Source organism: Methylobacterium adhaesivum (genome assembly GCF_022179065.1).
Lineage (GTDB): Bacteria > Pseudomonadota > Alphaproteobacteria > Rhizobiales > Beijerinckiaceae > Methylobacterium > Methylobacterium adhaesivum.
Map to the genome: position 1 here is coordinate 169,481 of NZ_BPQD01000020.1, position 13,343 is coordinate 182,823.

Below are 13,343 nucleotides of genomic sequence, written 5' to 3' on the forward strand. Positions count from 1 at the left end.
TCAATGCCGGTCGTCGGCGGCCGGCGGCAGGGGGGCCACCTCGATGCCCTCCTCCACGAGGGCGCGGGCCTCGGCGAGACTGGCCTCGCCGTAGATCGGGCGGGTGGGGCTCTCGCCGTAATGCATCCGGCGCGCCTCTTCGGGGAACGCCGTTCCGACATCGTCGGCCGTGCGGGTCACGTGTTCGCGCACGGCCCTCATCAGCGCACGGACACGCTGCTCGGGCTCCGACAGCAGGGGCATCGGCGGAGGCACCGGAAGGGTCTCGGGCGCGGAGGCGACGGGCGGCCGGGCCTCCGCGCGGTCGGTGCGCGCCACGGCCGGCGCCATCATGCCCTTCACCACCTTCGGCGAACCGCAGAGGGGACAGGCGACGAGGCCACGTGCCGCCTGCTCGTCGTAGGATTCGCTCGACGGAAACCAGCTCTCAAAATCGTGGCCGCCGTCGCAGACAAGGGTGTAGCGGATCATAACCGATCTCGGGTCGCCATCAGGCGGAACGTCCGATCCGCTCCACGGTGAACGGCCGGGCGTGCTGGAGTGCCGGGATGCGGGCGCGGGCATCGGCGACCCGCGCGAGGTCGATCTCGGCCAGGATCACCCCGGGGGCGTTGCCGCCGGCATCGGCTAGCACCCTGCCCCACGGATCGACGATGAGCGAGTGCCCGTAGGTGTCGCGCCCGTCCTCGTGATGGCCGCCCTGCGCGGCCGAGATCATGAACGATCCGGTCTCGATGGCGCGCGCCCGGTGCAGCACGTGCCAATGCGCCTCGCCGGTCTGCTGGGTGAAGCAGGCGGGGGCGGTGAGGATCGAGGCGCCCGCCTCGGCCAGGGCCCGGAACAGGGCCGGAAAGCGGATGTCGTAGCAGATGGTGATACCGATGGGCGCCCACGGCGTGTCGGCCACCACGGCGCAGGCCCCGCCCGTGTAGGTGGAGGATTCGCGCCAGCGCTCGCCGTTGGGCAGGTCGACGTCGTAGAGGTGCACCTTGTCGTAGGAGGCCGTGATCGCCCCGTCCGCATCGATGAGGAAGGCGCGGTTGGCGATCTTGTCGCCGTTGCGGACGGCGAGGGACCCGATCTGCACGACGATCCCGCGCTCGCGCGCCACGTCGCGCAGGGCCGCGAGGGTCTGGTCCTCGTCCGGAACCGTGACGTTGGCGAACAGCCGCGCCTTGTCGCGCTCGACCAGAGAGGTCATCTCCGGGGTCTGCACGTAGTGCGCGCCCGCATCCGCCGCCTCGCGCACGAGGGCGACCGCCGCGTCGCGGTTGGCGAGGGGGTCGCGGCCCGAGCGCATCTGCACGCAGGCGGCGACGAAACCGGAGGCCGCGCTCACGATGCGGCCACCATCGGCGTGAGCTTGCCGGCTCCGTCGAGGGCGTAGAGGTCGTCGCAGCCGCCCACATGGGCCTCGCCTACGAACACCTGCGGCACGCTGGTGCGCCCCCCGGCCCGCTGGACCATGATGGCGCGCGAACCGGCCGTCTTCTCGACGTCGATTTCCGTGAAGGCGATGCCCTTCTCGCGCAGGAGGCTCTTGGCCGCCGAGCAGTAAGGGCACCAGGCGGTGGTGTAGATCGTGACCGGCTTCATGTCGCAGGGCCCCAAGGCGTGTTCCCCGCTTATAGGCGAGCCCCGTGACTCTTCCTACTGCGGCGTTCCGCAGAGGGGCGCGGGCCGGTCAGGCCGCCGGCCGTCAGGCTGCCAGGAGCTTCTCGACCTCGTTGACGAGGTCGCGCAGGTGGAAGGGCTTCGAGAGCACCTTGGCGTCCTTGGGGGCCTTCGAATCCGGATTAAGGGCCACGGCGGCGAAGCCCGTGATGAACATCACCTTGATGTCGGGGTCGAGCTCCGTGGCACGCCGCGCAAGCTCGATGCCGTCCATCTCGGGCATCACGATATCGGTGAGCAGCAGCTCGAACGGCTCCTCGCGGAGGCGGTTGTAGGCCGAGAGACCGTTGTCGAACGAGAGCACATCGTAGCCGGCGTTCTGCAACGCCTTGGCCAGGAACCGGCGCATGTCGTTGTCGTCTTCCGCGAGGAGGATCTTCATCGAACGTTGCCTTGTGCCCTTGAGTCGCTTTGTTTTTTCACAAAGCACCAACTTGGTAAACAGACCGTTGCCGGGGCGAATGCGGCGCCCGAGCGCCGCCCCCGCCCGGTTGCACCCTTACGCCCTGCGAGGGGCACGTGTCACGGTAGACACGGCCGGCATCGGCACGCACAGTGTGCGAATGCGTTTTCCCGCCCGGACCGAGGCGCCCGCGCCGCGATGACAGAACCGTTTGCGCCACCGGGTTCGCCGGATCAGCCGTGGTTCGATCCGCCCTTCCGGGTGGACGAGCCCGAGGCCCACACCCTTCCGTTCGTCTTCAACGCGCCGCATTCGGGCGCCGTCTATCCACGCGCGTTCGTCGAGGCCTCGCGCCTCGACGCCCTCGCCCTGCGGCGCTCGGAGGACGCCTATGTCGACCGGCTGTTCGCGCCGGTGGTGGACCTCGGCGCCCCTCTCATGTGCGCACACTTCCCGCGTGCCTATCTCGACGTGAACCGCGAGCCCTACGAACTCGATCCGCGCATGTTCGACGGGCGCCTGCCGGCGTTTGCCAACACCCGCTCCATGCGGGTCGCCGGGGGGCTCGGCACCGTGCCGCGTATCGTCGCCGACGGGCAGGAGATCTATCGCGGCCGCCTGCCCGTGGAGGAGGCGGTCACCCGCATCGAGACCCTGTACAAGCCGTATCACCGTACCCTGCGGGGGCTCATCCAGCGCACGGCCCGGGACTTCGGACAGGCCATCCTCATCGACTGTCACTCGATGCCGTCCTCGAGCCTCGGGCGCGACGAGGCGGCCCGGGCCGATTTCGTCCTGGGCGACCGCTTCGGCACCGCCTGCGCACCGGAACTCATCGGGGCGTTCGAGGCGCATCTGCGCGCGCGCGGGTTCCGGACCCAGCGCAACAAGCCCTATGCCGGCGGCTTCATCACCGAGCATTACGGCGAGCCCAATCTCGGGCGGCACGCCCTCCAGATCGAGATCAACCGCGCCCTCTACATGAACGAGGCGAACCTCGCCCTCGGACCCGGCTTCTCGGAATTGGTCTGGCACCTGCGCGAGGTTGTGGCCGTCGTGGCGGCCGAGGTCGAGGATTGGGCGCCGCGCCGGATGGCCGCCGAATGACAGGCCAGGAACGGCTTGACGTTGCCATCAATTCTTTTTGAGATTTGAGGGCGCAGGCGAAATTTTCGTGACGTCGGCGCGGCCGCAAGGTGGTTAGGAGTAGCCCGCCCCGCCGGCTTACCTATAATGCACGCCGACAGGCCGCCGCACGAGCACGCATCCATGCCCTCCCGCATCCCCGATTTCACATCCGTCGCCTACGCGGCCGATGCCATCGCCGCCCCGGTGCCGCCGCAGGGCGAGCCCTGGATGACCCCCGAGGGCATTCCGGTGAAGGGGGTCTACGGCCCCGAGGATCGGAACGGCATCGAGTTCCTCGACACCTACCCGGGCGTGGCGCCGTTCCTACGCGGCCCCTACCCGACCATGTACGTCACCCAGCCCTGGACCATCCGGCAATATGCCGGCTTCTCCACGGCCGAGGATTCGAACGCGTTTTATCGGCGCAACCTCGCCGCCGGGCAGAAGGGCCTATCGGTGGCCTTCGACCTCGCGACCCACCGGGGCTACGATTCGGACCATCCGCGCGTCTCGGGCGATGTCGGCATGGCCGGGGTCGCCATCGATTCCATCTACGATATGCGCACCCTGTTCTCCGGCATCCCGCTCGATGAGATGACCGTGTCGATGACCATGAACGGCGCCGTGCTGCCGATCCTGGCCCTCTACATCGTGGCGGCCGAGGAGCAGGGCGTGCCGCCAGAAAAACTCGCGGGCACGATCCAGAACGACATCCTCAAGGAGTTCATGGTCCGCAACACCTACATCTACCCCCCTGCGGGTTCGATGCGGATCATCGGCGACATCTTCGCCTACACCTCCAAGAACATGCCGAAGTTCAACTCGATCTCGATTTCCGGCTATCACATGCAGGAAGCCGGGGCGACGAACGATCTCGAACTCGCCTACACGCTCGCCGACGGCGTCGAGTACATCAAGGCGGGCCTCGCCGCCGGCCTCACCATCGACCAGTTCGCGCCCCGCCTGTCGTTCTTCTGGGCGATCTCGACGAACTTCTTCATGGAGATTGCCAAGATGCGGGCCGCGCGCCTGATCTGGGCCAAGCTCGTCAAGGAGTTCGAGCCGAAAAGCGACAAGTCCCTGCCGCTTCGCACCCACAGCCAGACCTCCGGCTGGTCGCTGACGGCGCAGGACGTGTTCAACAACGTCACCCGCACTTGCATCGAGGCGATGGCGGCGACGCAGGGCGGCACCCAGTCGCTGCACACCAACGCCCTGGACGAAGCTCTGGCGCTGCCCACGGACTTCTCCGCCCGCATCGCCCGCAACACCCAGCTCTTCCTGCAGCAGGAGAGCGGCACCACCCGGATCGTCGATCCGTGGGGCGGCTCCTACTACGTCGAGAAGCTGACGCAGGACATGGTCGACCGCGCGTGGGAGCATCTTCGCGAAGTCGATGAGTTAGGGGGCATGGCCAAAGCCATCGAGGCGGGTATCCCGAAGCTGCGCATCGAGGAGGCGGCCGCCCGCGCCCAGGCCCGAATCGATTCCGGTCGCCAGACCATCGTGGGCGTCAACAAGTTCAAGCCCGACGACGATCGCGCCATCGAGCTCATGCGGGTCGACAACGGCAACGTCCGCACCCTGCAGATCGACAAGCTGAAGCGCCTGCGGGCCGAGCGCAACCAGGCCGACGTCGACGCCGCCCTAGCGGCCCTCACGGCGGCGGCGCAAGGCACCGGCAACCTGCTCGAACTCGCAGTGAGCGCGGCGCGGGCCAAGGCGACGGTGGGCGAGATTTCCGATGCCCTGGAGAAGGCCTGGGGTCGGCACCGGGCCGAGATCCGCTCGATCTCAGGCGTGTACAAGCGGGAGGTGGGTGGCATGTCGCCGGCAGTCGAGACGGTCCGTCAGCTCGTGGAAGCCTTCGAGGAGAACGACGGGCGCCGCCCACGCATCCTCGTCGCCAAGATGGGGCAGGACGGGCACGACCGCGGCCAGAAGGTCATCGCCTCCGCCTTCGCCGATCTTGGCTTCGACGTGGATATCGGGCCGCTCTTCGCCACCCCCGACGAGGCCGCTCGCCAAGCGGTCGAGAACGACGTCCACATCGTCGGCGTGTCGTCGCTCGCCGCCGGCCACCTCACCCTGGTGCCGGAGCTCAAGGCGGCGCTCACGGCGCAGGGGCGCGAGGACGTGATGATCGTCATCGGCGGCGTCATCCCGCCCGGCGACTATCCGGCCCTTTACGCGGCGGGCGCCTCGGCGATCTTCCCACCCGGTACGGTGATCGCGGAGGCCGCGGTCAAACTCATTCACGAGTTGAACGGCCGTCTGGGCTACACTGCGCGCGAGGCTGCTGAATAACCGGAACGGCCCCGTCCATGCGGGGCAAGGACCGTTTCGCGCGCGAGTGATCGATCATGGCACAAGCACATCCCGAACTGATCCACCCCGTGATCCTGTGCGGCGGTTCGGGCACACGCCTGTGGCCGGCCTCGCGCGAGAGCATGCCGAAACAGTTCACGCCGCTGGTGAACGCCACCGCCTCGACCTTTCAGGAGACGGCGCGTCGGCTGCTCGATCCCGACGTGTTCGGACGCCCGACCATCGTCAGCAACAGCGACGCCCGATTCATCGTGGCCGAGCAGCTTCTTCAGGTCGGCATCGGCGCCGACATCGTGCTCGAACCGTCGCGCCGGGATTCGGCCGCCGCCGTGGCGGTGGCCGCCCTGCACGCCGCCCGGCGCGATCCGCAGGCCGTGGTGCTGATCCTGGCGGCCGACCACGTGATCGGCGACACGCCCGCCTTCGTAGCGGCCGCCAAGGCCGCCGCCATCGGGGCGCGAGCGGGGCGCATCATGACCCTGGGCATCGAGCCGACGGGGCCGGCCACGGCCTACGGATACATCCGGCGCGGATCGCCCCTCGACGGCGTGCCCGGCGCCTACGCGGTGGAGCGCTTCGTCGAGAAGCCCGATCGTGCCGGGGCCGAGGGCCTCATCGGCGCGGGAGCCCTGTGGAATTCGGGCTACTTCCTGTTCCGGGCGGACGTGATGCTGGCCGAACTCGAAGCGCAGGTGCCCGAGATCCTTTCGGCAACCCGCGCCGCCCTCGAGGCCGCGCAGATCGACCTCGACTTTCTGCGCCTCGACGCCGACGCCTTCGCCCGAGCGCCGAAGACCTCCATCGATTACGCGGTGATGGAGCGGACCGAGCGCGCCGGCGTCCTACCCGTCTCGTTCCCGTGGTCGGATGTCGGCACTTGGGACGCCGTCTGGGAGGTGCTGCCCCGGGACGCCTCCGGAAACGCGCTACGCGGCCGGGTCGAGACCATCGACACCCATGGCAGCCTCATCCACAGCGAGGGCGAACTTCTCACCACCGTGGTCGGCCTGGACGACGTGGTGGTGGTGGCGACCCCGGACGCCGTGCTGGTAACCTCGAAGGCCCGCTCGGGCGAGGTGAAGGATCTCGTCGCGCTGCTGCGCGAAAAGGCCCATCCGGAGGCCGACGCCCATCGCCGAATGTACCGCCCCTGGGGGTGGTATCAGCGCATCGACATCGGCGAGCGCTTTCAGGTGAAGCGCATCATGGTGACGCCGGGCGGCCGGCTCTCCCTGCAGAAGCACTATCACCGGGCCGAGCACTGGGTGGTGGTGCGGGGCACAGCCGAAGTCACCGTCGACGACAGGATCGTGCTCGTGCACGAGAACGAGGCGGTCTACCTCCCCATCGGCTCGATGCATCGCCTGACCAACCCAGGCAAGATCCCCCTCGAACTCATCGAGGTTCAGGTCGGCTCCTACACGGGCGAGGACGACATCATCCGCGTCGAGGACATCTACGGGCGGTGAGTCACGCCGCCACCGGACGCTCGGCACGGCCGCGATACGACAGGGCTTCCGCGAGGTGGACGCGCCGCACCGTCGCCTCGCCGTCGAGGTCGGCGAGCGTCCGCGCCACCCGTAGGGTGCGGTGGAAGCCGCGTGCCGAGAGGCGCATGGATTCGGCGGCGCTTCGGATCAGGGCTGCGCCGTCCGCGTCGGGGGCGGCCACGGCCTCGATCACCGTCGCCGGGCATGTGGCGTTGGTGGTGCCGGCGGGGAGATCACGGGCGGCGTAGCGCGCCGTCTGCAGGGCCCGCGCGGCGGCGACCCGGGCCGCCGTCTCGGCCGAGCCCTCCGCGGGCGGCGGCAGGATGAGGTCGGCGGCCGTCACCGCCCCGACCTCGATGCGCAGGTCGATCCGGTCGAGGAGCGGGCCGGAGATGCGGGCGCCGTACTGGGCGATGCAGCGCTCGTTCGGCCCCTTGCGGCAGGCATAGCCAGGCTCCAGGGCCTGCCCGCAGCGGCACGGGTTCATGGCCGCCACCAGCTGGAACCGGGCGGGGTACGTGACCCGGTGATTGGCGCGGGCGATCATGATTTCCCCGGTCTCCATGGGCTGGCGCAGAGAATCGAGCACCTGCGGTGTGAATTCCGGCAGTTCGTCAAGGAACAGCACGCCGCCATGGGCCAGCGACGCCTCGCCCGGGCGGGCGTTGAGCCCGCCCCCCACCAGGGCCGCCATAGAGGCGGAGTGGTGCGGCTGGCGGAACGGCCGGCGGTTCGACAAAGCGCCGTCCTTCAGGACGCCGGCCACGGACTGGATCATCGAGACTTCGAGGAGTTCGCGCGGCGAGAGCGGCGGCAGGATCGAGGGCAGCCGCGCGGCCAGCATCGACTTGCCGGCGCCGGGCGGGCCGTTGAAACAGATGTTGTGGGCACCCGCCGCCGCGATCTCGAGGGCGCGCTTGGCGCCTTCCTGGCCCTTGATGTCGCGCAGATCCGGCAGGGGGCCGCCGGGCGCCGCGATGGCGGGATCCGGCCGTGCCATCACCTGGGTGCCCTTGAAGTGATTGGCGAGCTGGATCAGCGAGCGGGGCGCCAGCACGTCCATGTCGCCCGCCGCCCAGGCCGCCTCCGGACCGGTGGCCGCAGGGCAGATGAGGCCGAGGCCGCGGGCGTTGGCCGCCATGGCGGCGGGCAACACGCCGGACACCGCCGTGATGGTTCCGTCGAGGGCGAGTTCGCCGAGCACGCAGTAGCCCGCGAGGGCATCGGCCGGCAGGGCGCCGATGGCCGCCATCACGGCGAGCGCGATGGGCAGGTCGTAGTGCGAGCCCTCTTTCGGCAGGTCCGCCGGGGCGAGGTTCACGGTGATGCGTTTTGCCGGCAGCGCGAGCCCCGACGCGATGAGGGCCGAGCGCACCCGCTCGCGCGATTCGCCCACCGCCTTGTCGGCGAGCCCCACCACCGTGAAGGCGACGAGGCCGGGCGCGATCTGCACTTGCACATCGACGGCCCGCGCCTCGATTCCCTCGAAGGCGACGGTGGCGACGCGGGTGACCATGGTTCACTGTCCTGCGGGATCGATCGGCGGACGCAAGCCTAGGCGGCGGCGCGCATCGAGACAACCGGAGCGGGTACGGGACTTTCGCGCGATCGGGAACAGAACCGTCCGGTGCGTCGTTCGCACCGCGTCTCATCAAATCCAAGGAAGACGCATGACCTTCAAGACCGCCGGCCTCGCCGCCCTCGCCCTCGGGATCGCCTTCACCGGATCGGCCTATGCCGACCGTGCGCCCACCCCCGCCGAACTCACGCGCATCGAGGGCGTGCTGAAGGAGGCGGGCTTTACCAAGTGGAAGAAGATCGAGGTCGAGGACGACGAGATCGAGGTGGATGACGCCATCGACGCCAACGGCAAGCAGTTCGACCTCGAGCTCGATCCGAAGACCTACGCCATCGTGAAGCGCAAGGCCGAGTAGGCTCAATCCCCAGGGGCGCCTGCGGGCGCCCCGATCCACAACCGGCCGCTTGCATCCGCCGCCGGCCCCGGCCATATAGCGGTCGGGAGGTTGGCGAGGGACGTTTCACTCGCCAACCGGGTCAGGTCCGGAAGGAAGCAGCCCTAACGAGACCGAGCGGGTCTTCGTCCAGCCTCCCACCTTCGATCTCTCGTCAGTAGCCCGCGTGGCGGCACCCTCCGACCAGGGCGGCGCCAACCCACGCAAGGCGGCATGGACGCGACCTCCGGCATCCCGAGCGACGCCCCCGGCCTGCCGGGCTTTCCCGAGCCGGCGCCCGCCGCGACGCCCTACCGGGTGCTGGCGCGCAAGTATCGCCCCCAGAATTTCGACGATCTCATCGGACAGGGCGCCATGGTGCGGACCCTGGCCAACGCGTTCGCCGCCAACCGCATTCCCCAAGCCTGGATGCTGACGGGCGTGCGCGGCGTCGGCAAGACCACGACGGCGCGTATCCTCGCCCGCGGTCTGAACTACGTCCGCGACGGCCATCCCGATACCGGCCCCACCATCGCCATGCCGGAACTCGGCCGGCACTGCCGGGCGATCATGGAATCCCGGCACATGGACGTGCTGGAGATGGACGCCGCCTCGCACACGGGCATCGACGACGTGCGCGGCATCATCGATGGCATCCGCTACGCGCCGACGGAGGCCCGCTACAAGGTGTACATCGTCGACGAAGTCCACATGCTCTCCGAGAAGGCGTTCAACGCCTTCTTGAAGACCCTGGAAGAGCCGCCGCCCCACGCCAAGTTCGTGTTCGCCACCACCGAGATCCGCAAGGTCCCGGTAACGATCCTGTCGCGGTGCCAGCGCTTCGACCTGCGCCGCGTCGAGGCGGACACCCTGGTGGCGCACCTCGCCAAGATCTGCGCCGCCGAATCCGTCGAGGCCGATTCCGAGGCACTGGCAGCCATAACCCGCGCGGCCGAGGGCTCCGTGCGCGACGCCCTCTCGCTCCTGGATCAGGCCATCGCGCACGGCGCGGGCCTTGTGAGCGCGCAGAGCGTGCGCGACATGCTCGGGCTGGCCGACCGGGGCCGCATCGTCGACCTGTTCGAGGCGGTGATGCGGGGCGACATTCCGGCGAGTTTCGCCGAGGTCCGGGGCCAGTACGAGGCCGGGGCCGATCCGGCCGTGATCCTGTCGGATCTCGCGAGCTTCACCCACCTCGTCACCCGCCTGAAGCTGGTGCCCGACGAGGCCGCCGCAGACCCGACCCTGAGCGAGGCCGAGCGCTCGCGAGGTGGCGATTTCGCCCGAAAGCTCTCCGTGCGGGTGCTGTCACGGGCATGGCAGATCCTCTTGAAGGCGATCCCCGAGGTGCAGACGGCGACGCGGCCCCTCGCCGCCGCCGAGATGGCCCTGGTGCGCCTCGCCTATGCCGCCGACCTGCCGACCCCGGACGAGGCCCTGCGTCAGGCCAGGGGCGAGGCCCTGGCCGCCCCCCCCCGAACCGGACAGGACGCCCCCTCGGGCGGCGCCGTGATGGCGGCCCAGGGCCGCCCGGCCCTGCCACCGATTCCGACCTTCTCGTCGGAGGCGCCGCCGCGCGCGCCCGTCGCCATGGCGGCGGGCGGCGGCGGCAGCCGCCCGGCCCTCAGCATGGTCGCGCAATCGCCGGCACCCGTCATCGCGCCGATGGCGGCCCCGGAGCCCGAGGGCCCACGCCTCGCCCGCTTTTCCGACGTGGTGGCGTTGGCCGATACCAAGCGCGACATCGGGCTGAAGATGGCCCTGGAACGCGAGGTCCATCTCGTGCGCTTCGAGGAAGGCCGCATCGAATTCCGCCTCGCGGAGGGCGGACGCCAGACCCTCGCCAACGATCTCGCCAAAGCCCTCGATGCCTGGACGGGCCGGCGCTGGATCGTCGCCCTGTCGAAGGAGGCCGGCGAACCGACCCTCGACGCCACGGCGCGGGCCGCCACGGAGACGCGGCACCAGAACGCCGCCGCCCATCCCCTCGTGCGGGCCGTGATGGCGGGCTTCCCCGGTGCCCAGATCGTCGATGTGCGTGACCGCGCGCCCGACATCGCCGTGGAAGCCGCGCCGACCGGCGAGGCAGAGACCGAGGAACCGGACGGCGAGGCATAGCGTCGGTCCGAAGCCGTCCCCACCTCAGTCCCGACAGCCAGACACGCGAAGGAATCCCGACGATGCGCGACCTCATGGGCATGATGAAGCAGGCGCAGGCCATGCAGGAGAAGATGGCCGCCCTGCAGGGCGAACTCGACACCGTCGAGGTGTCGGGCGCGTCCGGCGGCGGCGCCGTGCGGGTGACCATGACGGCCAAGGGCCAGGTGAAGGGCGTGCAGCTCGACCCGGCCCTGATGAACCCGGACGAGCGCGAGATTCTCGAAGATCTCATCGTCGCCGCCGTGAACGACGCCCGCGGCAAGGCCGAGGGTGTCGCGGCCGAGCGCATGGGCGAACTCACCAAGGGCCTGCCGCTGCCGCCCGGCCTCAAGCTGTTCTAGGGACAAGGGAGGCGGCCCCAGGCCGCCTCCCGCGAGGACGGTCAGGCCGCGATGGCCTGCGCCGATGGTTCGGCCGCCCGCACCTCGGCATCGACGTGCTCGGCGAAACGCTTGAAGTTCTCTTGGAACATGGCGACGAGGCGCGTCGCCGTCTCGGCGAAGGCGGCCGTGTTGGTCCAGGTCTCCACGGGCGAGAGCACCTGCGCCTCGACACCCGGCACAGCGACGGGCACCTGAAACCCGAAATATGGGTCGCGCCGGAACTCGACCTTGGACAGGGACCCGTCCAACGCCGCCGCGAGGAGGCGACGGGTCACGCGGATTGGCATGCGCCGGCCGGTGCCGACGCCGCCCCCGGTCCAGCCGGTGTTGACGAGCCAGCAATCGACCGCGTGCTGCGCGATGAGATCGCGCAGGAGGTTGCCGTAGACGCTCGGGTGGCGCGGCATGAACGGCGCGCCGAAGCAGGTCGAGAACGTCGCCTCGGGGGCCGTCAGTCCACGCTCCGTGCCGGCGACCTTGGCGGTGTAGCCGGACAGGAAATGATACATCGCCTCCGCGCCCGTGAGCCGGGCGATGGGCGGCATGACGCCAAAGGCGTCGCAGGTGAGCATGACGATGGTCTTCGGGTGCCCGGCGCGCCCCGTGGTGCTCGCGTTGGCAATGAAGTCGAGGGGATAGGCGCAGCGGGTGTTCTCCGTGCGTGAGGCGTCGTCGAAATCCGGCACCCGCGTCACCGGATCGATCACCACGTTCTCCATCACCGTTCCGAAGCGCTCGGTGGTGGCGTAGATTTCCGGCTCGGCGTTGCGCGAAAGGCGGATGGTCTTGGCATAGCAACCGCCCTCGAAGTTGAAGATCCCGTCCGAGCTCCAGCCGTGCTCGTCGTCGCCGAGCAGCATCCGCGAGGAATCGTTGGAAAGGGTGGTCTTACCTGTGCCCGACAAGCCGAAGAACAGGGCCGACGCACCGGCCTCGTCGAGGGCGACGTTGGCCGAGCAATGCATCGGCATCACGCCGACCTCGGGCAGGCGGTAATTCAGGTAGGTGAAGACCGATTTCTTCATCTCGCCCGCATAGGCGGAGCCGCCGATGAGCACGAGGCGACGGGAGAAATCGAGGGCGATCACCGTCTTCGAGCGACAGCCGTGGCGGTGCGGCTGGGCCTCGAAGCTGGGCAGGTCGATGATCGTGAGTTCTGGCACGAAATCGGCGAGGGCTTCGCGCTCGGGCCGGATCAGCAGGTTGCGGATGAACAGGGAATGCCAGGCGAGTTCGGTAAATACCCGCGCGTTGACCCGGTGGCCCGGATCGGCGCCGCCGTACAGATCCTGGGCGAACAGCTCGCGTTCCTCGGCGTGGGTGAGGAAATCCTGGTACAGAGTCTCGAATTGCGCGGGCGTGATGGCGCCGTTGTTCTCCCACCAGACCTGATCCTCGGTCTCGGCATCGCGCACCACGAACTTGTCCTTGGGCGAGCGCCCCGTATGGCTGCCCGTGGTGGCGACGAGGGCGCCGCCCCTGGCGAGTTCGGCCTCGTTGCGGCGTAAAGACTCCTCGTAGAGCCGGGGTGCCTCGAGGTTCCAATGCACGGCTTTCAGGCGGCGAAAGCCGATGGCCTCGGCGCCGTGGCCCGAATTGAATGATCCGACGTTGGTCATGGGCGTTTCTCCTCGGGCCCCTGATCGCTCCGCCGGGCCGGACTCGTTCGCTGGAGCGTCCGCGCGGTCGTTCAGGTCCGCCGCGCGCAGGTTCGCCGCCCCACGAGTCACTGTTGAAAGCCCGGGTCCTCAAGTCTTGCCGAGAAATCCTGCTTTCGACAACGCCAAAAATAATTTGATGCGCCGGTATCCTGTCCGACCGTTGC

At 69.2% G+C, this 13,343-nt stretch carries 12 protein-coding genes and 1 other RNA gene; 7 read left to right on the forward strand and 6 right to left on the reverse strand.

Annotated elements, in window-relative coordinates:
- From MFF01_RS15575 to cpdR, 4 genes are all read right to left on the reverse strand, one after another.
- On the reverse strand, positions 1 to 471 hold the full coding sequence (locus tag MFF01_RS15575; protein ID WP_238226877.1) for a DUF1178 family protein: 471 nt from the start codon (positions 469 to 471) through the stop codon (positions 1 to 3).
- A 19-nt stretch (positions 472 to 490) separates the two neighbouring features.
- Positions 491 to 1,339 carry a carbon-nitrogen hydrolase family protein gene (locus MFF01_RS15580; protein WP_283207199.1) on the reverse strand — a complete coding sequence of 283 codons (849 nt, stop codon included), beginning with the start codon at positions 1,337 to 1,339 and terminating at the stop codon, positions 491 to 493.
- On the reverse strand, positions 1,336 to 1,596 hold the full coding sequence (gene grxC, locus MFF01_RS15585; protein ID WP_238226878.1) for a glutaredoxin 3: 261 nt from the start codon (positions 1,594 to 1,596) through the stop codon (positions 1,336 to 1,338). The genes MFF01_RS15580 and grxC overlap by 4 nt, the downstream gene beginning before the upstream one ends.
- 103 nt (positions 1,597 to 1,699) lie before the next feature.
- Positions 1,700 to 2,056 carry a cell cycle two-component system response regulator CpdR gene (gene cpdR / locus MFF01_RS15590; protein ID WP_003603128.1) on the reverse strand — a complete coding sequence of 119 codons (357 nt, stop codon included), beginning with the start codon at positions 2,054 to 2,056 and terminating at the stop codon, positions 1,700 to 1,702.
- 219 nt (positions 2,057 to 2,275) lie between these two features.
- Here cpdR and MFF01_RS15595 point away from each other — a divergent pair, with 219 nt between their 5' ends.
- The 3 genes from MFF01_RS15595 (at position 2,276) to MFF01_RS15605 (ending at position 7,002) form a co-directional block, all read left to right on the forward strand.
- Entirely contained in the window at positions 2,276 to 3,184 is a 909-nt protein-coding gene (locus MFF01_RS15595) for an N-formylglutamate amidohydrolase (RefSeq protein WP_238226879.1), read from the forward strand.
- A gap of 162 nt (positions 3,185 to 3,346) precedes the next feature.
- Positions 3,347 to 5,512, forward strand: coding sequence for a methylmalonyl-CoA mutase (gene scpA / locus MFF01_RS15600; RefSeq protein ID WP_238226880.1), 2,166 nt, complete (start codon positions 3,347 to 3,349; stop codon positions 5,510 to 5,512).
- Between the two features lie 56 nt (positions 5,513 to 5,568).
- Positions 5,569 to 7,002 carry a mannose-1-phosphate guanylyltransferase/mannose-6-phosphate isomerase gene (locus MFF01_RS15605; protein ID WP_238226882.1) on the forward strand — a complete coding sequence of 478 codons (1,434 nt, stop codon included), beginning with the start codon at positions 5,569 to 5,571 and terminating at the stop codon, positions 7,000 to 7,002.
- Position 7,003: 1 nt separating this feature from the next.
- On the opposite strand, the gene MFF01_RS15610 is transcribed toward MFF01_RS15605, so the two are convergent.
- Positions 7,004 to 8,539 (reverse strand): YifB family Mg chelatase-like AAA ATPase, encoded by a 1,536-nt coding sequence (locus MFF01_RS15610; protein ID WP_238226884.1) that lies wholly within the window; start codon positions 8,537 to 8,539, stop codon positions 7,004 to 7,006.
- A 154-nt stretch (positions 8,540 to 8,693) separates the two neighbouring features.
- Between MFF01_RS15610 and MFF01_RS15615 the strand changes: the two genes are divergently transcribed.
- From MFF01_RS15615 to MFF01_RS15630, 4 genes are all read left to right on the forward strand, one after another.
- Positions 8,694 to 8,957 carry a PepSY domain-containing protein gene (locus MFF01_RS15615; RefSeq protein WP_238226885.1) on the forward strand — a complete coding sequence of 88 codons (264 nt, stop codon included), beginning with the start codon at positions 8,694 to 8,696 and terminating at the stop codon, positions 8,955 to 8,957.
- 84 nt (positions 8,958 to 9,041) lie between these two features.
- An RNA gene (gene ffs, locus MFF01_RS15620) (signal recognition particle sRNA small type) lies at positions 9,042 to 9,138 on the forward strand.
- A 71-nt stretch (positions 9,139 to 9,209) separates the two neighbouring features.
- Positions 9,210 to 11,093 (forward strand): DNA polymerase III subunit gamma/tau, encoded by a 1,884-nt coding sequence (locus MFF01_RS15625; RefSeq protein WP_238226886.1) that lies wholly within the window; start codon positions 9,210 to 9,212, stop codon positions 11,091 to 11,093.
- Between the two features lie 62 nt (positions 11,094 to 11,155).
- A complete protein-coding gene (locus MFF01_RS15630; RefSeq protein WP_238226887.1) occupies positions 11,156 to 11,476 on the forward strand; it encodes a YbaB/EbfC family nucleoid-associated protein in 321 nt (106 codons plus the stop codon).
- 41 nt (positions 11,477 to 11,517) lie between these two features.
- On the opposite strand, the gene MFF01_RS15635 is transcribed toward MFF01_RS15630, so the two are convergent.
- The gene (locus tag MFF01_RS15635) at positions 11,518 to 13,137 is read right to left on the reverse strand and encodes a phosphoenolpyruvate carboxykinase (protein WP_238226888.1); all 1,620 of its coding nucleotides are present in this window, start codon (positions 13,135 to 13,137) and stop codon (positions 11,518 to 11,520) included.
- Positions 13,138 to 13,343: the final 206 nt, after the last annotated feature.

Excerpts from the sequence above, each read along its gene's own strand:
- MFF01_RS15575 (WP_238226877.1), bottom strand. The coding sequence starts at position 471 with ATGATCCGCTACACCCTTGTCTGCGACGGCGGCCACGATTTTGAGAGC.
- grxC (WP_238226878.1), bottom strand. The coding sequence starts at position 1,596 with ATGAAGCCGGTCACGATCTACACCACCGCCTGGTGCCCTTACTGCTCG.
- cpdR (WP_003603128.1), bottom strand. The coding sequence starts at position 2,056 with ATGAAGATCCTCCTCGCGGAAGACGACAACGACATGCGCCGGTTCCTG.
- MFF01_RS15595 (WP_238226879.1), top strand. The coding sequence starts at position 2,276 with ATGACAGAACCGTTTGCGCCACCGGGTTCGCCGGATCAGCCGTGGTTC.
- scpA (WP_238226880.1), top strand. The coding sequence starts at position 3,347 with ATGCCCTCCCGCATCCCCGATTTCACATCCGTCGCCTACGCGGCCGAT.
- MFF01_RS15605 (WP_238226882.1), top strand. The coding sequence starts at position 5,569 with ATGGCACAAGCACATCCCGAACTGATCCACCCCGTGATCCTGTGCGGC.
- MFF01_RS15610 (WP_238226884.1), bottom strand. The coding sequence starts at position 8,539 with ATGGTCACCCGCGTCGCCACCGTCGCCTTCGAGGGAATCGAGGCGCGG.
- MFF01_RS15615 (WP_238226885.1), top strand. The coding sequence starts at position 8,694 with ATGACCTTCAAGACCGCCGGCCTCGCCGCCCTCGCCCTCGGGATCGCC.
- MFF01_RS15625 (WP_238226886.1), top strand. The coding sequence starts at position 9,210 with ATGGACGCGACCTCCGGCATCCCGAGCGACGCCCCCGGCCTGCCGGGC.
- MFF01_RS15630 (WP_238226887.1), top strand. The coding sequence starts at position 11,156 with ATGCGCGACCTCATGGGCATGATGAAGCAGGCGCAGGCCATGCAGGAG.
- MFF01_RS15635 (WP_238226888.1), bottom strand. The coding sequence starts at position 13,137 with ATGACCAACGTCGGATCATTCAATTCGGGCCACGGCGCCGAGGCCATC.